Source organism: Aeromonas sp. R3-1 (assembly GCF_040908345.1).
GTDB classification, from domain to species: Bacteria; Pseudomonadota; Gammaproteobacteria; order Enterobacterales; family Aeromonadaceae; genus Aeromonas; species Aeromonas veronii.
On the sequence record NZ_JBFODN010000249.1, the window covers coordinates 1 to 21,632 of the forward strand.

General features: G+C 61.4%; 20 protein-coding genes. 14 read left to right on the plus strand and 6 right to left on the minus strand.

What is annotated here, in order from left to right; genetic code table 11:
* The coding region (locus AB5Y85_RS16985; protein ID WP_368221839.1) for a DUF188 domain-containing protein at window positions 1-336 on the plus strand (336 nt) is incomplete at its 5' end.
* 125 nt (window positions 337-461) lie between these two features.
* A complete protein-coding gene (locus tag AB5Y85_RS16990) occupies window positions 462-962 on the plus strand; it encodes a metal-dependent hydrolase (RefSeq protein WP_031227918.1) in 501 nt (166 codons plus the stop codon).
* 64 nt (window positions 963-1,026) lie between these two features.
* Here the strand turns inward: AB5Y85_RS16990 and AB5Y85_RS16995 are convergent, their stop codons facing one another.
* The gene (locus AB5Y85_RS16995; RefSeq protein ID WP_257686729.1) at window positions 1,027-2,232 is read right to left on the minus strand and encodes a NupC/NupG family nucleoside CNT transporter; all 1,206 of its coding nucleotides are present in this window, start codon (window positions 2,230-2,232) and stop codon (window positions 1,027-1,029) included.
* A 542-nt stretch (window positions 2,233-2,774) separates the two neighbouring features.
* Between AB5Y85_RS16995 and dbpA the strand changes: the two genes are divergently transcribed.
* Both dbpA and AB5Y85_RS17005 read left to right on the plus strand, forming a co-directional pair.
* The gene (dbpA, locus tag AB5Y85_RS17000) at window positions 2,775-4,154 is read left to right on the plus strand and encodes an ATP-dependent RNA helicase DbpA (RefSeq protein WP_005335919.1); all 1,380 of its coding nucleotides are present in this window, start codon (window positions 2,775-2,777) and stop codon (window positions 4,152-4,154) included.
* A gap of 89 nt (window positions 4,155-4,243) precedes the next feature.
* Entirely contained in the window at window positions 4,244-4,534 is a 291-nt protein-coding gene (locus tag AB5Y85_RS17005; RefSeq protein WP_005335921.1) for a YkgJ family cysteine cluster protein, read from the plus strand.
* A gap of 27 nt (window positions 4,535-4,561) precedes the next feature.
* Here the strand turns inward: AB5Y85_RS17005 and AB5Y85_RS17010 are convergent, their stop codons facing one another.
* The gene (locus AB5Y85_RS17010) at window positions 4,562-4,969 is read right to left on the minus strand and encodes a hypothetical protein (RefSeq protein WP_069554668.1); all 408 of its coding nucleotides are present in this window, start codon (window positions 4,967-4,969) and stop codon (window positions 4,562-4,564) included.
* A gap of 268 nt (window positions 4,970-5,237) precedes the next feature.
* Here AB5Y85_RS17010 and AB5Y85_RS17015 point away from each other — a divergent pair, with 268 nt between their 5' ends.
* Window positions 5,238-6,632 (plus strand): PepSY domain-containing protein, encoded by a 1,395-nt coding sequence (locus tag AB5Y85_RS17015; protein WP_257686727.1) that lies wholly within the window; start codon window positions 5,238-5,240, stop codon window positions 6,630-6,632.
* Between the two features lie 75 nt (window positions 6,633-6,707).
* Here the strand turns inward: AB5Y85_RS17015 and AB5Y85_RS17020 are convergent, their stop codons facing one another.
* Window positions 6,708-7,613: a 1,4-dihydroxy-2-naphthoate polyprenyltransferase gene (locus tag AB5Y85_RS17020; protein WP_026034945.1), complete on the minus strand. Its 906-nt coding sequence runs from the start codon at window positions 7,611-7,613 to the stop codon at window positions 6,708-6,710.
* Window positions 7,614-7,821: 208 nt separating this feature from the next.
* Between AB5Y85_RS17020 and AB5Y85_RS17025 the strand changes: the two genes are divergently transcribed.
* From AB5Y85_RS17025 to AB5Y85_RS17065, 9 genes are all read left to right on the plus strand, one after another.
* A complete protein-coding gene (locus AB5Y85_RS17025; RefSeq protein ID WP_257686726.1) occupies window positions 7,822-9,144 on the plus strand; it encodes an isochorismate synthase MenF in 1,323 nt (440 codons plus the stop codon).
* Between the two features lie 32 nt (window positions 9,145-9,176).
* Window positions 9,177-10,934 (plus strand): 2-succinyl-5-enolpyruvyl-6-hydroxy-3-cyclohexene-1-carboxylic-acid synthase, encoded by a 1,758-nt coding sequence (gene menD / locus AB5Y85_RS17030; protein ID WP_257686725.1) that lies wholly within the window; start codon window positions 9,177-9,179, stop codon window positions 10,932-10,934.
* Window positions 10,894-11,691, plus strand: coding sequence for a 2-succinyl-6-hydroxy-2,4-cyclohexadiene-1-carboxylate synthase (gene menH / locus AB5Y85_RS17035; protein WP_257686724.1), 798 nt, complete (start codon window positions 10,894-10,896; stop codon window positions 11,689-11,691). Before menD ends, menH begins: the two co-directional genes overlap by 41 nt.
* Window positions 11,684-11,809 (plus strand): hypothetical protein, encoded by a 126-nt coding sequence (locus AB5Y85_RS17040; RefSeq protein ID WP_257686723.1) that lies wholly within the window; start codon window positions 11,684-11,686, stop codon window positions 11,807-11,809. Before menH ends, AB5Y85_RS17040 begins: the two co-directional genes overlap by 8 nt.
* A gap of 4 nt (window positions 11,810-11,813) precedes the next feature.
* Window positions 11,814-12,662 (plus strand): 1,4-dihydroxy-2-naphthoyl-CoA synthase, encoded by an 849-nt coding sequence (menB, locus tag AB5Y85_RS17045; RefSeq protein ID WP_197971580.1) that lies wholly within the window; start codon window positions 11,814-11,816, stop codon window positions 12,660-12,662.
* Window positions 12,662-13,582 (plus strand): o-succinylbenzoate synthase, encoded by a 921-nt coding sequence (menC, locus tag AB5Y85_RS17050; protein ID WP_257686722.1) that lies wholly within the window; start codon window positions 12,662-12,664, stop codon window positions 13,580-13,582. The genes menB and menC overlap by 1 nt, the downstream gene beginning before the upstream one ends.
* Window position 13,583: 1 nt before the next feature.
* Entirely contained in the window at window positions 13,584-15,011 is a 1,428-nt protein-coding gene (menE, locus tag AB5Y85_RS17055) for an o-succinylbenzoate--CoA ligase (RefSeq protein WP_257686721.1), read from the plus strand.
* Window positions 15,012-15,229: 218 nt separating this feature from the next.
* Window positions 15,230-17,989, plus strand: coding sequence for a collagenase (locus tag AB5Y85_RS17060; protein ID WP_257686720.1), 2,760 nt, complete (start codon window positions 15,230-15,232; stop codon window positions 17,987-17,989).
* 187 nt (window positions 17,990-18,176) lie between these two features.
* Window positions 18,177-19,124 carry a vancomycin high temperature exclusion protein gene (locus AB5Y85_RS17065; protein WP_257686719.1) on the plus strand — a complete coding sequence of 316 codons (948 nt, stop codon included), beginning with the start codon at window positions 18,177-18,179 and terminating at the stop codon, window positions 19,122-19,124.
* 84 nt (window positions 19,125-19,208) lie between these two features.
* Here the strand turns inward: AB5Y85_RS17065 and AB5Y85_RS17070 are convergent, their stop codons facing one another.
* The 3 genes from AB5Y85_RS17070 to AB5Y85_RS17080 all read right to left on the minus strand — a co-directional run bounded on the left by AB5Y85_RS17070 (window position 19,209) and on the right by AB5Y85_RS17080 (window position 21,513).
* Entirely contained in the window at window positions 19,209-19,823 is a 615-nt protein-coding gene (locus tag AB5Y85_RS17070; protein WP_101531140.1) for a superoxide dismutase, read from the minus strand.
* 17 nt (window positions 19,824-19,840) lie between these two features.
* Complete coding sequence (locus AB5Y85_RS17075) at window positions 19,841-20,320, minus strand: hypothetical protein (protein ID WP_005354955.1); 480 nt, start codon at window positions 20,318-20,320, stop codon at window positions 19,841-19,843.
* 176 nt (window positions 20,321-20,496) lie between these two features.
* Entirely contained in the window at window positions 20,497-21,513 is a 1,017-nt protein-coding gene (locus tag AB5Y85_RS17080; protein WP_005335957.1) for a chemotaxis protein, read from the minus strand.
* Window positions 21,514-21,632: the final 119 nt, after the last annotated feature.

A 21,632-nucleotide genomic window follows, 5' to 3' on the forward strand; every position in this document is an offset into this window, starting at 1 on the left:
GTGCCCCCCTCGCCTTTCATCAAAACCCAGCAGGTGGAGAAGGGATTCGATGTGGCAGATCATGTCATCGCCCAGCAGGTTCAGCCCGGCGATCTGGTGATCACCGGCGACATCCCCCTCGCCTCCTGGGTGATCGATGCTGGCGGCGAGGCGCTCAATCCCCGCGGCGAGATCTACACCCGCGAGACCATCAAGGCGCGGCTCGGCATGCGCAACTTTATGGAAGAGCTGCGCTCGGCTGGCGTGCAGACCGGCGGCCCGGCCCCCTTCAATGCCGCCGACAAACAGCGCTTCGCCAACGCCCTCGACAAGTGGCTGGTCAAAGGCAAGCTGTAAAGAGACCCTAAAAGCGCCCAACATGGGCGCTTTTTCGCCGTAACATCCTGATTTTTAAAATAAGAGCTGACCACAACCGTCAGGCTGGTAAGATGCGCCGCCATCTTGTCCACGCCGTAATCATCATGACCGCCCAAGGGCACCTGCTCTTCTCCGTTACCTGCACCCTGATCGCCCATAAACTGCAGCTCACTCCGGCGCTGGCCGATGCCAGCCTGTGGCAGACCATCCCTGCCGCGCTGGCCAGCGCCCTGTTGCCCGACCTCGACCACCCCAAATCGGTGCTGGGGCAGCGCCTGCCGTGGATCTCGAAACCTCTGTCGCGGCTGTTCGGCCATCGCGGCTTCACCCACAGTCTGCTGGCGGTCGCCGCCGCTGTCTGGGGGCTGAACCAGAGCCTGCCGCCGGGCACCCTGCCCATGGGGGTCAAGGATGCGCTGATCGTCGGCTACCTCAGCCATCTGCTGGGGGACTGGCTCACCCCGGCGGGCATTCCGCTCTTCTGGCCCATCAAACGCCGTTACCGCCTGCCGGGCTGGCCGCTGCGCAGTGGCGGCGCCATCGAAACCGGCTTTTGCACCCTCACCCTGCTCGTTGCCGGCTGGTGGTGCGGCTGGCGCCTGTAGGCCAGAAACAAAAAAGCCCCTGACGAAGTCAGGGGCCCAAGCAGTGGTGCGAACCACTAGAGGATCAGATCATGATGCCTGCGATAACAGCAGAGAGCAGGCTGACCAGGGTAGAACCGTAGACCAGCTTCAGACCGAAGCGGGAAACCATGTTGCCCTTCTCTTCGTTCAGCGCTTTTACCGCACCGGCGATGATGCCGATGGAGCTGAAGTTGGCAAAAGAGACCATGAAGATGGAGAGGATGCCGACGGTGCGCGGAGAGAGCTCGGCAGCCACCTTGCCCAGATCCATCATCGCCACGAACTCGTTGGTCACCAGCTTGGTCGCCATAATGGAGCCCGCTTGCAGCGCTTCACCACTCGGGATACCCAGGAGCCAGGCGATCGGGTAGAAGAGGTAACCCATGACGAACTGGAAGTTCACGCCAAATGCCATCTCGAACAGGTAGTTGATCAGGGCGATCAGAGCGATGAAGCCCACCAGCATGGCACCCACGATCACGGCAACGGTGAAACCGGCCATGATGTACTCGCCCAGCATCTCGAAGAAGTTCTCTTTCTTCGGCGTGTGGTGCTCGTCACCTTCGGCAATGGCCTTGATGTCGGTCACGGAGTTATCCGGCTCGTAGGGGTTGATAAGCGACAGCACGACGAAGGTACTGAACATGTTGAGCACCAGCGCGGCAACCACGTAGCGCGGCTCGATCAGCTGCATGTAAGCACCGACGATGGACATGGAGACGGTAGACATGGCCGTCGCCGCCAGGGTGTACATCTGCTTCTCGTTCAGGTGCGGCAGGATGTTCTTGAGGGCGATGAAGTTCTCGGACTGGCCGACGATCATCGAGCTGATGGCGTTGAAAGACTCCAGCTTGCCCATGCCGTTGATCTTGGCCAGCACGGTACCGATACCGCGGATCACCAGCGGCAGCAGGCGGATGTACTGCAGAATACCGATCAGCACGGAGATGAAGACGATGGGCATCAGCACCATCAGGAAGAAGGAGAAGGCCCCTTCGTTGACCAGACCACCGAACACGAAGTCGGTACCCTGTTTGGCAAACTCCATCAACTTGGTGAAGCCGGCCGCGAAGCCACCCACCACCGCCAGACCCACTTCGGAGTTCAGCATGAACCAGGCCAGCGCCAGTTCGACCACCAGCAGTTGGCCGATATAACGCAGTTTGATCTGTTTCCAGTTGTGGCGGTTCGCCAGCAGAGAGAGAGCGAGGACCATCACCAGTCCGAGCACAAAGTGAACGTATTCCATACCTGTAGCACCTGAGTAAATTGTAATTTTTGACCGGCGCCATCATAGACATTTGCACATTTAAAAATCAGATAGCCATCACAATCCCGCGCAATATTATGGAGGCAGGATAATACAAACGTTTTTAAATTAATTGTGCAATGAACTGATATTAATCGCGCAACACAGATAACATAAATCCTTTTAAAACATCATGTTGAGTAGTGGTGTCGCCGTTTTCATATTCTTTGAAAATATTTAATCAGCATTTTCGCAACATTCCTTGTGGCGCAGTAACTGCTCGCATAATATTTTCCAGTCATTATATTAAAATACTGAAAATAGAAAACGTTTATCCATGATAAATAATTAGATGAGTGTTTGAAAAATAGTCCTTATCGCATTGTCGGTGATCGTCCGCGATCGGTTTGGCAACAAATGAACCTTTCATGGCCCCTCGTGGCCAGCCGTTCAAAAATCCGCCACATCCGGTGCCACATTCTGGTATGATGCGCGGCCTTAGCGCTCGCGCATCCCCGTTTTCTCCGAAATAGAGTCCTTTTGTGAACAACAGCGAATTTAGCAGCCTCAATCTCTCCCCCGCCCTGCAAGAGAACCTCACCAGCCTGGGTTACCTGCAGATGACCCCGATCCAGGCCCAGAGCCTGCCCCTGGTGCTCGATGGCAAAGACCTGATCGCCAAGGCAAAAACAGGCAGCGGCAAGACTGCCGCCTTCGGCCTCGGCCTGCTGGCCAAGCTCAACGTCAACCGCCTCGAAGTGCAGGCGCTGGTACTCTGCCCGACCCGCGAACTGGCGGATCAGGTGGCTCAGGAGATCCGTCGTCTGGCGCGTGCCCTGCCCAACGTCAAGCTGGTGACCCTGTGCGGCGGCACCCCGACCGCACCGCAGTCCGCCACCCTGAGCTTTGGTGCCCACATCGCCGTCGGTACCCCGGGTCGTATTCTCAAGCATCTGGAGCAGGGCACGCTGGAGCTATCCGGCCTCAAGACGCTGGTGCTGGATGAAGCGGATCGCATGCTGGACATGGGCTTTGGCGAAGATATCAACCGGGTCATCAGCTATGCCCCCCAGCAGCGTCAGACCCTGCTCTTCTCCGCGACCTATCCGGAAGGGATCGCCCAGATGAGCCGCGGCGTGCAGCGCAATCCGGTCGAGGTGAGCGTGGAGTCCCTGCACGAGGGGAGCGCCATCGAACAGAAGCTTTACGAAGTGCCTGCCGGTCAGCGCCTCGACGCCCTCACCTGGTTGCTGAGCCACTACCAGCCCAGCTCCTGCGTGGTGTTCTGCAACACCAAGCGCGCCTGTAACGACGTGGCCGACCATCTGGCCGCCAAGGGCTTCTCGGCGCTGGCGCTGAACGGCGATCTGGAGCAGCGCGAGCGGGATCAGGTGCTGGTGCGCTTTGCCAACGGCAGCGCCACCATTCTGGTGGCCACCGACGTGGCGGCCCGCGGCCTCGACATCAAGGAGCTGGGCGCCGTCATCAACTACGAGCTCACCTATGATCCGGAAGTGCACGTGCACCGCATCGGTCGTACCGGTCGCGCCGGCCAGCAGGGTCTGGCCCTGAGCCTCTATCAGCCGAACGAGGCCCAGCGCGTCAACTTTATCGAAGAGTACCAGCAGGCCCCGATGCCGCTGGGTGATCTCGACAGCATCGGCCGCGATATCAAGCCGATCGCCCCGCAGATGGTGACTCTCTCCATCGATGCAGGCCGCAAGACCAAGGTGCGGGCCGGTGACATTCTGGGTGCCCTGACCGGTGAAGGCGGCATTGCTGGTGCCGATGTGGGCAAGATCCAGATCTCCGAGCAGTACTCCTACGTCGCCGTGAAGCGCAGCGTGGCGAGTGCCGCCCTCAAGCGGTTGCAGGAAGGCAAGATCAAGGGTCGCAGCTACCGCGCCCGCAAACTGGGCTAAGGTTTTTTGCAAGCCGTTAGCCAGACCACAGGCGCCTGACAGGCGCCTGTTTCATATCTCCGATGCCGCCATGCGGCAAGACAGGCACCATGACCCAAGCAATCCAAACCGATGTGAGCTGCCAGAACTGCGAAGCCTGCTGCTGCCGCCTCGAAGTGATGCTCTTTACCGATACCGGCGTGCCGGACCGTTATGTACTGGAACGGGATGGCGAGATACCGGTCATGCGCCGGCTGGACGATGGCTGGTGCGCCGCCCTCGACCGCAACACCATGATGTGCCGTATCTACGAGGTACGACCGCTGATCTGCCGCGAATTCGAAATGGGTGAACCCGACTGCGTTGACGAGCGGGACAAGTGGTTTATCAAGCTGGAGTAAAACCCGTCCACGCGGTGAGCGGGGTGGTCAAGCGCTCGCAGGTTCACAGGGAGCGATGTTGAGCTGCTCCCCCAGCCACTGGATGGCCGCTGCCTCCTGCTCGAAGTAACGTACCGCCCGAAAGGGTAATCCCTTGAAGATGTTATCCGCCAGATAGCGCTTGAAGCCCCCTACGAAAACCACCGCCAGAAACTGACAGCCACTCTCGGCACACCAGCCAAACTGGCGACGAAAACGGGCCAGCACCTCGGGCCCGGCCGCTTCAAACTCGGTCGCGACCTCGACAATCCCCCAGGGGCCATCCATCAATCCGGCCAGTTCGTGACGAAAGCGCGCCTCATAGGCCATGGCACCAGCCAGATTGAAGGGGCCACTCGGGCGGCAGATCAGCATCTGACCCCTGCGCTCCATGTCAAATTGCCCATGTGGCTGCATGACTGCTCCCATTCCGTTACCACCACCATCGCCTGCAAATTGTTACCACAAGGTAATAATTTATAAGGAAAAGTCCAGCAGCAAACAGGCTTTTCCCAAAGCGTGCTCATCCTATCCAGCAAACCGTTGGCACCTCATGTTACCGACATCCCGCACCGAACCGATCTCAAGATGTGTGATTGCAGTTAATGAAACGTTACTGCTATTATCCGCGCCGCTACAAACATTCCACCAGCCGAAAGGTTTGGCACCCCAACAAGGATGTGTAATGAAAAACAGGGACTCGAGTCATTATCAACGGATCTGGCGCTGGCATTTCTACGCCGGTCTCTTTGTCGCCCCTTTCCTGATCCTGCTGTCACTGACCGGGATCGTCTATCTGTTGAAACCCCAGCTCGACAACCTGATGTACCCCGAGTTGATGAAGGTCGCCCCCGCCAGCCAGACCCTGAGTGCCGACCAGCTGCTGGCCAAGGCGATGATGACCATGCCCGATGCCAGCCTGCGTAAATATCTGCCGCCTGCCGCTCCCGACCAGAGCGCCCAGTTCATCGTCAATCAGGGGGATCGCGAGCTGACCCTGTTTATGGAGCCCGCCAGCGGCGCCCTGCTCGGCACCATGGACAACAAGTGGAATCTGCAAGCGGTAGCTCGCTCCCTGCACGCCGACCTGCTGCTCGGCACCACTGGGGATCGGCTGATCGAGCTGGCTGCAGGCTGGGGGCTGGTACTGCTGCTGAGCGGCCTCTACCTCTGGTGGCCACGCAAGGGGCCCGGGGTGGGCGGCATCCTCTGGCCCAGAGTGAGCCAGCGTGGACGCCTCTGGTGGCGCGATCTGCACGCCGTGGTCGGCTTCTGGGGCGCCGGTTTCCTGCTGCTGTTGCTGTTGAGCGGCATGACCTGGACCGGTTTCTGGGGCGATCAGTTTGCCGCAGTCTGGAACCGCTTCCCGGCCGCCATGTGGAACGAGGTGCCCAAATCGGCACCGCTGGCCCGCAGCCTGAATCAGGCCCATGAGCAGACCGTCCCCTGGGCGGTGGAGAACACCCCTATGCCCAGCTCGCAGCCGGTCGATGAGGGGCACGATCACGGCGCCATGAACCACGGCGAGGGTGAGGGTGTGGTGATGGCAAGCCAGCGCATTGCGCTGCAACAGGTCGTCGAGATCGCTAATGAACGGGAAGTCCAACCGGGTTACAGCATCACCCCGCCGGTCGGCGACACCGGCGTCTACACCATCGCCCTGTTTGCCGACGATCCGCGCAACGACGCCACCCTGCATATCGATCAATACAGCGGCAAGGTGCTGGCCGATGTGCGCTGGCAGGATTACGGCACGGTAGCCAAAACAGTGGAGAGCGGCGTCATGCTGCACATGGGCAAGCTCTACGGCTGGCCCCATCAGCTCGCCATGCTGCTCATCTGCCTGATGGTGCTGGCCAGCGCCGTGAGTGGTCTGTGGATCTGGTGGTGCCGTCGTCCGCAGGGCCGTCTCGCCGCGCCGCCGCTGCCTGCAAAACTCCCGCCGATGCGCGGTGCCATCGCCCTGCTCATTTTGCTGGGGATCGCCTTCCCGCTGGTCGGCGCCTCCATGGTCGCCATCTGGCTGCTGGATACCCTGCTCTTCTCCCGCCGCACGCTCAAGGTGGCGCGCGCCAGCTAAACCGGCCAAAACCAAAAAGGGCTCCCATCTCGGGAGCCCTTTTCATTGTTCGCCTTGGCGAGCTGCGACCAGCTGTCAGGAGAGCGCCAACCCGATGGAGAGCAGCAGGCTGAACAGAAAGGCGCTGATGGCGGTCTTCTTGAGGGCGCCGGTCAGCACCTCGCCATCGTAACTTTCGCGCAAGGTGCGGGCCGCATCGCTGAGAGGCTTCATGGCGGGCAGGAAGATCCACGGCCAGAAACTGGCGGGCTGGATCAGGATAAAGGCAATGGTTGCCAGCAGCGCCGCCCCCAGCAGCACCCAGTGATAGGCGATGGCGCGGTTGCGGCCAAGGCGCACCGCCAGAGTGATCTTGCCGCTGGCGGCGTCAGTCTCGATATCGCGCACATTGTTGATATTGAGCACGGCGGTGGCCAGCAGGCCACAGGCGGTGGCAGGCAATAGCAGATCCCACTCCAGCGTCTTGGTGAAGAGGTAGTAGGAGCCGAGCACCCCCAGCAGGCCGAAGAAGAGGAACACAGAGATATCGCCAAACCCGCGATAGCCGTAAGGGGTCTTGCCGACGGTGTAGGTCACCGCCGCGACAATGGCCGCACCACCCAGCACCACAAATGCCAAAATCTGCAGCCACTGACCGCCGAAGGCACAGCCCAGCAACAGCAGGCCACTGGCCACCGCCGCCAGCGCAGTCAGCCCCATCGCCACGCACATCTGCTTTTTGGTGATAAGACCGGAGACCACCGCCCGCTGCGGGCCGATCCGCTCGCCGTTGTCGGCGCCGGAGACCGCATCGCCGTAATCGTTGGCCAGATTGGAGAGGATCTGCAGCAGGATGGCGGTCAGCAGCGAGAGCGCCATGATGGTGCCATCGAAGGCACCACGACTGGCAGCCAGCCCCGAGCCCAGCAGGATGGAAGAGCAGGCGAGCGGCAATGTTCGCAAACGCGCCGCCAGCAACCAAACAGAGAAGGTATTTGTCATTTTGTGATGGCCAAACAATCGGATATTGATCGTGTTAAGGGTTATCGAACCGGATTTGGGTATACTTGGCCCCGGAGAGTGAAGCTCCCGCGGGCGATTTACATGGACGAATGGGCAGATAATATATAGGAAATCATCGCCCTTTGGCATAAACCTACGGCATCCAGCTACCGGATCGCTCGTTACTACCCGGCTCAGACAAGAATCCATGTTGGCTCAGACCCATATCAAGCAACAACTGGACGCCCTGCGTCACAGCAACGTCAGCGGCTTCGTACGGTTGCGAGTGGCGATCGAAATCCGCTCCTTTCTGAGCTGGCTCGCGGCGCAAACCCTCTATCCCCGCATCTACTGGCAGGCCCGTGGAGAGGCTCGTCCCGAGTATGTCGCGCTGGGTGCCATCCATGAACTGACCGAGCCGCACGCCATCAAGCAGGTGTGCACTAACACAGCCAACCAGCATCATGACGACAGCCCTCGCTACTATGGCGGGCTGGCGTTCGATCCGGCCCAGTCCGGCTGGCAAGGGTTTGGCCCCTGCCGTTTCGTGCTGCCCCGCATCGAGCTGGTGCGCCGTGGCGAGTGCGTCAGCCTCTGCCTCAATCTCTGGCTGGATGCAAACAATCTCGAGGCCGAACTGCAGGCGGCCGAAGCCGCCCTCGATGCCCTGCGTCCGGAAGCCCCGCTGCCCGCCCTGCAAAAGCAGCCCTGGCAGCGACAGGATTGCCCCGGCCACGCCCAGTGGCAGACACTGGTGGAGCGCGTCACCGCCCCCGATTTTCAGGCGCACACTCCCAAGGTGGTGCTATCGCGGGAGAGCCTGCTGACCAGTCCGAACCATGATGCGGATATCAATCCCTGGGCCATGCTCGACCAGTGGGCCCGCCACGCCCAGGACTGCTTCCACTTCGGTTTTCAATTCTCCCCCGAGCAGGCCTTTATCGCCTGCTCCCCCGAGCGGCTCTACCGCCGGGAAGATCGCCACCTCTTTACCGAGGCGCTGGCGGGCACCATCCGCCGCTCCGGCGATGAAGAGGTCGATGCCCAACTGGCCGCCGAGCTGCTGACCGACAGCAAGAACCGGCTGGAGAACCGGCTGGTACATGCCGACATCCTCAGCCGACTGGCGCCACTGACCCACGATGCCACCCTGACCGAGCCACGCATTCTCAAACTACGGCTGCTGCAACACCTCAAGTGCGATATCGAAGCCGAGCTCAAGCCCGGGGTCTGCGACTGGCAGTTGCTCGACGCCCTCCACCCGACGCCGGCGGTGGGCGGCGCCCCGCGTGAGGCAGCGCTCGCCTTTATCCGCGAGTTCGAGCCCTACGATCGGGGCTGGTACGCCGGAGCCTGCGGCATGCTGAGTAGGGAGACCTCCGAGTTCTCGGTCGCCATTCGCAGCGCCCGCATTCAGCCGGGCAGCGTCACCCTGTTTGCCGGTGCCGGCATTGTCGCCGGTTCCGAGCCTGTCGCCGAGTGGGCCGAACTCGACAACAAGATCGCCAATGTGCTCTCCCTGCTGGGATAGTCATTCACCCTTTTCACCCTACGAGAGCCCCTATGCCCACCCGTAAAGAGCCTGCCAGCGAAGAGTTTGCCTGCACACCGTTTTCGAGCCAGCACGCCACCTTCAACCACGTCTGGTCCTCCCTCTTGCTGGAGGAGCTCTTTCGCCTCGGGGTGCGCGACATCGCGCTGGCCCCCGGCTCCCGCTCTGCGCCGCTGACCATGGCCGCCGCGGCCCATCAGGGCTTTCGTCGTCACCTGCACTTTGACGAGCGCGGCCTCGGCTTTATGGCGCTGGGGCTGGCCAAGGGGAGCAACCGGCCGGTGGCGGTGATCATGACCTCGGGTACCGCGGTAGCCAATCTCTGGCCCGCCGTGGCAGAGGCCCAGCTCACCGGCGTGCCGCTGATTATTCTCTCCGCCGATCGCCCTCACGAGCTTATCGACAACGGCGCCAATCAGGCGATCGACCAGCAGGGGATCTTCGGCCGCTACCCCGTCTATCAGCAGAACCTGCCGAGCCCCACCCCGACCATTCCGGCCGCCTTCGTGTTGAGTTCGGTGGACCAAGCCTTGGCCAAACAGGTGCTCACTCCCGGGGTGGTGCACTTCAACTGCATGTACCCAGAGCCCCTCTACCCGGGCGAGCACTATCAGGATTTCTCCGACTATCTGGCCCCCCTCGGTGACTGGCTCGGCTCGCACAAGCCCTGGAGCCCGTGGCAGCAAAGCGCGCCGAGCTGCCCCCCTCAGGCGGAGTGGGAAACCTTTCGGCAACAGCGCGGCATTATTGTCGCCGGCAGGATCACTGACCCCGAACAGGCACAGGTGGTCGCCGCGCTGGCGGAACAACTTGGCTGGCCGCTGCTGGCGGATCTGCAGAGCCAGATCCGCTTCGATAGCCGCAACCTCATCCACATGGATCTGGCGCTCAACGACCCTGCATTCGTCACCGAGCTGGGCCGCGCCGAGGTGCTGCTGCAATTTGGCGCGCGGCTTATCTCCAAGCGGCTTGGCCAGTTCATAAAACACCATTCATGGCAGGATTACTGGCTGGTGGATCCGCAACCGGCGCGGCTCGATCCCGACTACCGGCTGCGCAACCGGCTGCTCTGCAGTGCCAGCGCCTTTTCTGCGGCCCATCCGGTCACCACACAAGCCTCTTGGCACACATTGGCCGAGCTGCAACACAACGCCAGCCAGCAGATCGCCGCTGCCTGCGAGCACTTCTCCGAGCTCGGGGTCTGCCATCGCCTCAACCGCCTGATCGAAGGGCAACTGTTTGTCGGCAACAGCATGCCGACCCGACTGATGGATATGCTCGGCGAAACGGGCAAGGGGCCGAGCCGGGTGATGACCAACCGTGGCGCCTCCGGCATCGATGGCCTGATCGCCACCGCCTACGGATTTGCCCAATCGGTCGAGCCAGGCAGTGATGAGCCCACCACCCTGCTGCTTGGGGATCTCAGCGCCCTGCACGATCTCAATAGCCTCGCCCTGCTCAGCAAGGCGAGTCGACCGCTGGTGGTGATCCTGCTCAACAACGATGGCGGCAGCATCTTTCGTATGTTGCCGGTGCCCACCGAAGGGGAGCTGCTGGAGAGCTACTACCGGCTGCCCCACGGTCTCAGCTTTGAACATGCCGCCGCCATGTTTGGCCTCGCCTATCGGGCGCCGACCACCCTGCCCGAGTTCGAACGCGATTACCGCGCCGCCCTCCAACATGGCGTTACCTTGATCGAGATCCGGGTACCGAGCGAGCAGGTGGCCGATGATCTCAAGGCGCTGGGGGCCGCCATCCGTGGTAAATAAAGATGCCAATGTGCCGCTGGTGCTGCTGCACGGCCTGCTGGGGGATAGCGGCGACTGGCAACCGGTGATCGACCGGCTGCCCGCCATCCGCTGCATCGCCCTCGATCTGCCGGGTCACGGCCAGTATCGCGATCTCAACGTCAGCGACTTTGAGCAGAGCCACCAGTGGCTGGTCGCCGAGCTGACCAGCCGCAACATTGAACGCTATCTGCTGGCGGGTTATTCGCTGGGGGGGCGACTGGCCCTCTATCACGCCAGCCGCGAGCCCGCCGGGCTGCGGGGGCTGCTGCTGGAGAACTGCCACCCAGGGCTACCAGACAATGAGCGGGCCGCCCGCATCCAGCACGATGAACAGTGGGCGCGGCGCTTCGAGCAGGAGCCCCTGGCTGACGTGCTGGCAGACTGGTACCGGCAAGGGGTGTTTGCCGATCTCGACGATGCGGCTCGAGCCCGCCAGATCGCCCGCCGCCTTGGCAACGACGGTCAGGGCATCGCCACCATGCTACGCGCCACTTCGCTCGGCAAGCAGCCGGATCTCGCCCCCTGGCTCATGGCGAGCCAGCTGCCGGTTACTTATGTGAGTGGCAAGCGGGATCACAAATTCCATCAGCTGGCTTGCCAGCTGGCGAACCAGGATCGCAGAATCAACCACTTGGTGCTGGATGGCGGCCATAATCTGCACGCCCATCAGCCTGATAACTTTGCCCGACTCCTCGCGGAGTGGGTCAACCAACAAGAAGAGACGAGTCATGATTGAAGCAATGACAGAAGCTGAACTGTATGCACCTGTTCAACATGCCGGGATTGCTCAACTCAGTGGTCAACTCGGTGCTCAACTGCACTCTCCCAGCTCAGAAGGAAAAAACAATGATTGAAGCAATGACGGAAGCGGAACTGTACGCTCCGGTTGAGTGGCAGGATTGCTCCGCCGGTTACGAGGACATCCTCTATCACAAGTCCAACGATGGCATTGCCAAGATCACCATCAACCGTCCCCAGGTGCGCAACGCCTTCCGCCCCCGCACCGTCAAAGAGATGCTGCAGGCGCTGGCCGATGCCCGTTATGACGATCAGATCGGCACTATCATCCTGACCGGTTTTGGCGAGAAAGCCTTCTGCGCCGGCGGCGACCAGAAGATCCGTGGCGACTACGGTGGATACCGGGATGACGAGGGGACTCACCACCTCAACGTACTCGACTTCCAGCGCGACATCCGCACCTGCCCGAAACCTGTGGTTGCCATGGTGGCCGGTTACGCGGTCGGTGGCGGCCACGTGCTGCACATGATGTGTGACCTGACCATCGCAGCCGACAACGCCCAGTTTGGCCAGACCGGCCCGAAAGTGGGCTCCTTCGACGGCGGTTGGGGTGCTTCCTACATGGCTCGTATCGTCGGCCAGAAGAAGGCCCGCGAAATCTGGTTCCTCTGCCGCATGTACGATGCCCAGCAAGCCCTCGACATGGGTCTGGTCAACACCGTCGTACCATTGGCCGAACTGGAGCGTGAAACCGTGCGCTGGTGCCGTGAAATGCTGCAAAACAGCCCGATGGCGCTGCGTTGCCTGAAAGCCGCCCTCAACGCTGACTGTGATGGGCAGGCGGGCTTGCAGGAGCTGGCGGGCAATGCCACCATGCTGTTCTACATGACCGAAGAGGGTCAGGAAGGCCGCAACGCCTTCAACGAAAAGCGTCGCCCCGACTTCTCCAAATACAAGCGGAACCCCTGATGACACTCGCCCTGTATCGCTATCAACTGCCTTTTACCCAGCCACTGACCTTTCACGGCAAGGTGGAGGTGGCGCGCGAGGGGCTGTTGGTGCGCATCAACGACGGCTGGGGGGAAATCGCCCCCCTGCCCGGCTTCTCGAAAGAGAGCCTGCAACAGGCAGAGGCAGAAGCCCTTGCCGCGCTGGCGGCCCTGGCCGCCGGCGACACCCCGAACCCCGTGCTGCCGTCGGTGCAATTTGGCCTCGACTGTGCGCGCCGGACATGGCCCGAACAGAGCAACCCGCTGCCGGAGCCCTATCCCCTCATTCAAGGCTCCCCCCAGGAGCTGCTGCGCAACTGGAAAGAGTGGCTGCACCGCACGCCCGGCAAGGCCAAGCTGAAAGTGGCACGCTACCCGATGCGTGACGAGCTGGCGCTGATCCGCCTGCTGTGCGATCGCCTCCCCTCCCTCAAGCTGGTGCTGGATGCCAACCAGGGCTGGACCCGCGAGGAGGCGTGGACCTTCTGTGGCCACCTCGACCCGAATCGCATCGAGTATCTGGAAGACCCCTGTGCCGACTTTGCCGACATCGCCTTTGTCGCCAACCGCACCGGCATGCCGGTGGCGCTGGACGAACTGCTGGCACAAGGCAAGCCGTGGGAGCCGATCCCGCAACTGCGCGCGCTGGTGCTCAAGCCTACCCTGCTCGGTTCACTCGCCAACTGCGAAGCGCTGATCGCCCGCGCCCGCGAACTGCGGCTCAAGGTGATCATCTCCTCCTGCTTCGAATCGGATCTGGGCCTGAACCAGCTCTTTCATCTGGCGGGCGAATGGGCTCCCGAACAGGCTCCGGGGCTGGATACCCGCCGCTGGATGGCGGGCAATCTGCTGGGGGAAGATGGCAAACCGGATCTGAGTCGACTGGAGCAACTGTATTAACGTGATTGACCCCTCCCGTTCACCCGCACAGACACCTTGCCCGGTACGCCACCGGGCAATCTCAGCCCCGAACCGCATTGCCATCCACACCGCCTCGCCCCTCAGTTACCGCCAACTCGATGCCCGCCTCAACAGCCTGTGCCAACAGCTGGAACAAGCCGGAGTGCATCGTGGCGATCATCTGACAGCGGTGGTGCGTGGTGCGCTGGAAGATGTGCTGCTGGCATGGACCTGCGTGCGCAGCGGCGTGGTGTTCTGCCCGCTCAATCCCGCCTTTCCTCTCGAAAAGCAGCGCGAGCTGGCGTTACAACTCGATGCCGATGCCTTCTGGTCGGCAGGGGAGATCCCGGCAGGCAACTGGCAGCCCTTGTGCCTCGACTTCGCGCGCGAACTGCCAGCAAGCGAGGAAGCGTGGCCGCTGGAATCGACCCAGCTCAACAACATGATCCTCACCTCCGGCTCCAGCGGCACGCCGAAAGCGGTGGTGCACCGGCTCTGCAACCACCTTGCCTCAGCACGCGGCTCTGCCACCCTTATTCCTCTCGATGAGGCCTGCGGCTGGCTACTCTCCCTGCCGCTGTTCCATGTGGGCGGCTACGCCATCCTGTTTCGGGTCTTTCTGGCGGGCGCCACGCTGGTACTGGATCAACGTGAACGCTCCCTCAAGGAGCGGCTGGAGTGCCAGCCCATTACTCACCTCTCGTTGGTGCCGACCCAGCTCTGGCGCCTGCTGGCAGAGGGTTTTGATCCCGCCCGTACCCGCCTGCGCGAGTTGCTGCTCGGCGGTGCCGCCATCCCGCAGCCGCTGGTGAGCCGCCTCTGCGCTATGGGGCTCGAACCCAAGGTGAGTTATGGTCTCTCCGAGATGGGCAGTCAGGTCTGCACCGCTATCCCCGGCGATGCAGGCGTAGTTGGCAAACCGCTACCGGGACGGGAAGTGTGTATCAGGGAGCAGGAGATCTGCGTGCGCGGCGCCACCCTGTTTGCCGGTTACTACCAAGATGGCGAGCTGGAACTGCCTCTCGATGACGAAGGCTGGTTTCATACCCGCGACAAGGGGAGGTTCACTGCGGTAGGGGAACTGCTGGTAGAGGGGCGGCTCGACAACCTCTTTATCTCGGGCGGGGAGAATATCCAGCCCGAAACCATAGAGCAGCGACTGGTGGATCATCCCGCCGTCGCCCAAGCGCTGGTGGTGCCGGTGCCGAGCGACGAGTGGGGGCAACGCCCCGCCGCCTTTATCGACTGGCACGGCGAGCCGGTTCCCGACTCCGAACTGGCAACCTGGCTCCGCAGCACCCTGCCCGGCTTTATGGTGCCCGACCACTGGCTCCCCTGGCCCGATCTTGGCGGCAATCTCAAACCCTCCCGCCAACTGCTGGGCAAGGTAGCCCGACAACAAACCACTCGGGCACGACAAGCTGAATGAGATCGGACTCACAATTTACCGATCTTCTTTGAAAACAAAAAAGAAACATGTGAGTCCTTACTGCGGCGCCAACCCACGATAATTCGATCAGACTCAAAAAGCCACCATCTTATTGATTTATCTGATTTTTAATTGGCAATTGATATCCCTTTGGAACTGTTTAAATTGCCTTGCGATTACTCGCAAGACAATACACAAACAAGAACAAAGGGATAAAAATGAACCGTTCAGGTACCGGGTGGCTGCTGCTGGCAGGACCCCTGCTTTTGGCTACATCCTCGGCGCAAGCCAACTACTCCCCCAATGACTGGCGACAGTATCAGCTGACTGGCGAATCGAGCCGGCAACTGGCTGCTCGCATCACCGAGATCACCTACGAGCTCAAGGCGCGCAGCAGCAATGCTCCTTACCAGCAGCTTAGGGTCTACCGTCGCTTCGACTGGCAGAGCAGCGATCTCGCCGCACTGGCCGAGCAGCAGTGTGGCGAGCCGCAGCTCAAGGTAGATGCGGGCTGGCAGATCCGCTTCGTGCGCTGTGAAGATCGGATTCCGGCGGGCAAGCTCATTCCCGCCAGCAGTTATGACTTTGGTTATGGCCTCAAGCAGGGTCGCTGGGAGCAGCTGGCGGGCACGCCGACCGCCCAGCGGCAGGATCGTCTGCCGCTGCCACAAGCCATCATCCTGGGTCAGAGCGAAAGGGAGCTGGATCGCTGCGAACTCAACGCACAAGGCCGCTGCGCAGAGTCGGAGTGGCACTATCAGCCGCAGGATTGGCAGCAGTTGCAGGTACTTGAAGAGACCCCGAGTGAGCGGGATGGCCGGTTGGAGCAGATCTTTTTCCGTTTGCAACCGGTGGCAGGTAGTCAGGCTGCCGCTCAGGTCAGCGAGATCCACGTCTGGCGCCGCTATCAGTGGCAGCTGGATCAGCTCACACCTCAGCAGGAGTGTGATGAGCCGCAGGAGCGCAAGGAGGGGAGCAACACCATCCGCTATCGCATCTGTCGTCAGGTGATCCCCGCTGGCAGCGAGGTTCAGGTAACGTTGCAAGATAGCGGCTACCAATACCCGGTCGCTGGCGGTGAGTGGCAACCCCTGCCAGAGAGCAAAGCGTGGCAGGAGAGCCGGGTGCTCAATCGCCCCATAGTGCTGGCCAGCAAGGAGGAGCAGCTGGAGTGCCGCCGCGCCAACGGTCGCCTCTGCTCCGAGCCAGAGCAGCCCGATGTGGATCTGCTCGACAGCGATGCCGCCAAACTGGTGGCCGACGTGAGCGGCCAGAATAGCCCTGCCTGGCAGGCGGATTACGGCCACGATGACGCCAAGCTGATGGCGGTGGTGCGCGGCATGCGTGCCCTGCTGGCGGCCAACCAGCCGACCCATCCGGCAATGGACAAGCTGCTCTACTATGTGCGCGCCCACAACTACCACGGCGGCGTTGGCAAGGAGAGTGATCAGGCCGCCCGGGCACTGGCCGGGGTGATGATTGATCTGCTCAACCACCCATTGCTGCTGGGAGCTGAACCACAGGATCAGGCTGGCACAGTGCTGGAAGCCTGGAGCGTAGCGGCGCAGGGACAACTTGGGCAAGCCGCCTTCCGCCAGAGTGCCGCCCCCATGCTGGCCCAGCTCAACCAGGCGCTCGCCTATGCGGTGCAACATGCGGCACAGATCAATGGCCACAAACCCTGGGCCGATGGCCTGTTCGAGCTGCTCAATCTGGTCGATCAGAGCGCCTCTTACGGTCAGCAGGCAGACTTCAGCGCAGCTGTGCTGCAACAGGAGGCGGCATTGCGCCAGAGCCTGCTGCAACTGGGCCTGAGCGAGCTGGCCCTCTGGAAACAGCGCGATGGCTCACGGGATCTGTTTATCTTCAACAACATCCTCGATGCCCATAGCCGTCTCTACCAGATGATGCGCTACCTCCATCACACCAGCCCGGATAAGGCGATCGCCTATCGCCAGCAGCTGGATCGCGATGTCATCGCCATCATGCGCCAGCAAGGGCTGGTCCCGGGCGGCCAGCATCCGGCTACTATGCTGGAAGAGGTATCCCTGACCCTCTCCAGCTACTACCTCACCTACACGGATCGCACCAGCGAAGCCTGTGTCAGCGGCGAGTTCGCCGGGCTTTGTACCCCGATCCGCATGGAAGATATTCTGCCGTTCGAGCACACCTGCTCACCCACCCTGCGTCTGCGCGCCCAGGATCTGACTCAGGCTCAGGCCGAAGGGATCTGCCGCGAGCTGGGTGATGAAGAGCAGCGCTTCCACCAGCAGATGGAGACTGGCTGGCAACCGGTGGCCGATGATCACAACGAGGCGCTGGAGCTGGTGATCTTCAACTCCTCCGCCGACTGGGGCCGCTACGGCAGCGCGCTGTTTGGTGTCTCCACTGACAATGGCGGCATCTATATCGAGGGGGATCCGGCTCGCCCCGGCAATCAGGCCCGCTTCTTCGCCTATGAGGCGGAGTGGAAACGCCCTGCCTTCCAGGTGTGGAACCTGCGCCACGAGTACGTTCACTATCTCGACGGCCGCTTTAACCAGTACGGCAGCTTCGGCCACTATCCGCTCAACCGCACTACCTGGTGGGCAGAGGGGATTGCAGAGTACATCGCCCACGGCCAGTGCTTTGCCCGTGGTCTGGATAACGTGGCAAACCGCCCCGCCAACCAGCGTCCGACACTGGCGGCGATCCTCCACCTTGACTACGACCAGGGTGGCGAGATGGTCTACTCCTGGTCCTATACCGTGCACCGCTTCCTCAACGATACCGGTCGCGGCGCCAGCTGGCTGGCGCTGGCACAAGCGCTGCGCAATCCGGATCGGCAGCAGGCGATGAGCGACTTCGAAGGGGAGCTGGACCGCCTGATCGCCAACGACAGCGACGCCTATCAGGCGTGGCTCGCCCGGGATCTGCTGCCCTGGTGGCAAGCCAACAAGGAGTCAGACGCCTGCAAGGGTAACGACTCCGCCCACTGATAGACCTTCACCTAACCGAGGGGCTGCCGCCGCAGCCCCTCGCTTTATCTTCCCGCTCTCCCGGCCTCTGCTGCGACAACCTCTGCCCGAATGAGGTGCCCGCCCGTTATCAAGCCTGACGCCAGCGGCCGAGTTGTAATAGAATGCCGATAGCCACTCCCAACTTCAGACCCTGACCGCACCGCGCATGAAGAAGTTTGCCAAGATCCTCCTCGCCTGCCTCGTTTTGCTGCTGGCCCTGATTGCCATGCTGCTGGGCTACAGCGAGTGGATCGTCTCGGATGCCCGTCACTACACCTACGATCGGGTGGACAAGGTGCCCTACAACCGGGTTGCGGTGGTGCTGGGCACCTCCAAATATCTCTCCGGTGGCGGCCCCAACCACTACTTCAAATACCGTATCAAGGCGGCGGCCGAGCTCTACAACAATGCCAAGGTGGACTTCATCATCGTCTCCGGTGACAACGCTACCGTGCAGTACAACGAGCCACGCCAGATGCGCCGCGCCCTGATCAAGGCGGGCATCCCCGCCTCCGCCATCTATATGGATTTCGCCGGATTCCGCACCCTCGACTCAGTGGTTCGCGCCAAGGAGGTGTTCGGCCAGGAGCGCTTTACCGTGGTCTCCCAAGGCTTTCATAACGAGCGGGCCATTTTCATCGCCCGCCATTTCGGTATCGATGCGGTCGGCTTCAATGCCGAGGATCCCAGCGCCTATCAGGGGATCCGCACCCGGGTGCGGGAAGTCTTTGCCCGCCTGATGGGGCTGCTCGACCTCTATGTGCTGGACAAGGGGCCCAAGTTCCTCGGGGCACCGGTCCCCATCGGTCTGCCTGTGCCTTGCCAGTCACTGAGTACCATCGGCAGCCTGCAACCCTGCCTCAAACAGCCCAAACCGGCGGTGGATGAGGCAAAGCCAGCGGCAGTCTCTGCCGCTGTTGCCACCGAGTCAGCTACTCCATCAGCCTCGGCCGTGACGGAACAAGTCACGCTAGCTTTATCCGCTGCGGCAACGACTGAGCCGGTCACTCCTGCCAAATCCACGGCAGAAACCGCCGCCGAGATGCCCAGCGCGGCCTTGCCCACATTGCCGGTGGCCCCTTCAGCCGCCAGCGTCAGCACTGACGCACCATAAACAGACGACCCGCCAACTGGCGGGTCTTGTTATTACAACTCGAGTTATGGCGGTGAGCCTGCACACCCATTCCCAGCGACCAGGTCAGCCTCTCGCCGCCTGATAGCGGCGGGCCACTTCGGCCCAATCCACCACCTGATAGAAGGCAGCTATATAGTCAGGACGCTTGTTCTGGTACTTGAGATAGTAGGCGTGCTCCCACACATCCAGCCCCAGGATCGGGGTATGGCCATGCATCAGGGGACTATCCTGATTGGCACTGCTCTCCACCTGCAATCTGCCCGCCTTGTCCACCACCAGCCAGGCCCAGCCGCTGCCAAAGCGGCTCAGAGCCGCCTGAGTGAAAGCCTGCTTGAAGGCATCGAATCCCCCCAATTCCCGCTCGATGGCCAGAGCCAGTTCACCATCCGGCTCACCGCCTCCCTGCGGGCTCATCACCAGCCAGAACAGGGAGTGATTGGCATGGCCGCCACCATGGTTGCGGACCGCCCCCTGCAAGGTGGCAGGCAGAGTATCGAAGCGGCGCAGCAGAGCCTCTACCGGCATTGCGGCCAGCTCGGGCACCCCTTCCAGCGCGGCGTTGAGGTTGTTGATATAGGTCTGGTGATGACGGCTGTGGTGGATCTCCATGGTCAGTGCATCGATATGGGGTTCCAGTGCGTCGTAGGCATAGTTCAGGGCTGGCAGGGTATGGCTCATGATGACCTCTGTTCGGGTTAATGGAGCCGGGATGAGGGCTCGCTCTGACACAGGCAGTGACCGAGCGAACGCATGATCCCGGCGTGGCTGCCGTGGCGCTGTACGAACGTCAGCAACTCGGCACGGGTTGTGCGGGTATGGCGCAAAGCAGCCTCTCGCAGGCGAGAGGAGCAAGCGGGGGAGTGACAGGTCGCCAGCAGGCAGTCGTGCACATAGCAGAGCAGGTCGGCGGCGCGATCGGGCAGAGTCATGGCCACCAGCAGATCCGCCAGATTGTGGTGAGCCACAACCAGCGCCGCCACCGCCTCATCGGCGTCATGCCACTGCACCAATTGCTGACGAGCCAGCCACAGCGCCTGCTGATAATGGGCCAGCGCCTGATGATACTCGCCGCAGTCAAACAGCCGGTTGCCCTCTCTGGTCTGCTGTTTCCAGTGACTCATGCTGCTGCCACCTTCGGTCGACTCGACCCACCCCTTCACCCAGGTTGCTGTCATATGCTTCACACCAACAAATGATAATAATTATCATTACATAAATCATGTCCGGGAGACAAGGGGCGTCGGGAATCGCAGTAAACAACCAAAACAGCGCGGCCACTCCTTGGCAAGGAGTGGCCGCTTGAGGTAACCGGTCAGTGAATTCGACCGGCTAATTGCAAGTTAATGGCAGGTCAGATGTTGTTGGCGGGCGAAGGCGGGGCAATCCCCAGCAGCATATGATCCATCATCCCCACCATGCGCCCTATCTCGGGCTTGGTGATGGTATCGTTGGCCCCCAGTTGCAGCGCTTTCTGGCGGTTGTCATCGCTCATCAGAGAGGAGAACATCACGATGGGCATCTCCTTGTAGGAGGGGGTGTCCCGCAGTCGCTTGAGCAGGTGCATGCCATCCATGCGCGGCATCTCCACATCGGTGATCACCGCGTTGACAAAGCCGGTCACCGGCATTCTCTCCTCCTGGGCCAGACGATCGAAATCCGTCATCATCTCCAGTCCCTCGCCCCCATCCTTGGCCGTGATCACGTTGTAGCCAGCGGTGCGCAGGGTGGTCTCGATCATCTTGCGGATAAAGGCCGAGTCGTCCACCACCAGAATGGTTTTGCCCTGGCGCAGCGCCATCATGCGATCGTCGATAAGCACCTTGCGATCCTGGGTGACGTCGTACTTCTCCATGCTGAGTTCGGGGTTGATATCGGCTATGATCTTCTCGAAATCGAGGATCATGATGAGGTTGCCATCACGCCTGACCACGGCCACCACGCAGTCGTTCTCCCCCGCCTCCAGAAACTGGCTGGGGGACTCCACATCCTCCCAGGAGACCCGGTGGATCCTGCTGACACTGTCGATCAGGAAGCCGTTGGCCATCTTGTTGAAGTCAGTGACGATCACCACCTTGTGGCTGGGGTCAGGGTTGGTCTTGATGCCGAGCCAGCCCGCCAGATCCACCAGCGGGATCAGCCTATCCCGCAGGGAGAAGACCCCCACCATATGACGCTGGGCGTTGGGGTAATCTGTGGTCTCCGGCACCCGGATCACCTCGCGCACCTTGGCGACGTTGATCCCGTAATAAGCGGTTTTTTCACGGCCGTCCGGTAGCTGCTTCTTGAGGTGAAACTCGATGATCTCAAGCTCGTTGGTGCCACTTTCGGTCAGGATAGATTTACGCTCTTCCCCATCTTTGGACATCATAGTGACTCTCATTCTGGTTGCGCGGGCAGCAGACCGCTGCGGTTTTCCCTCAGTATAGGAATGGAATTCACCCAACAGCTCGGATCTCGGCAAGATTGCAGCGTTAACCGCTTGATCCC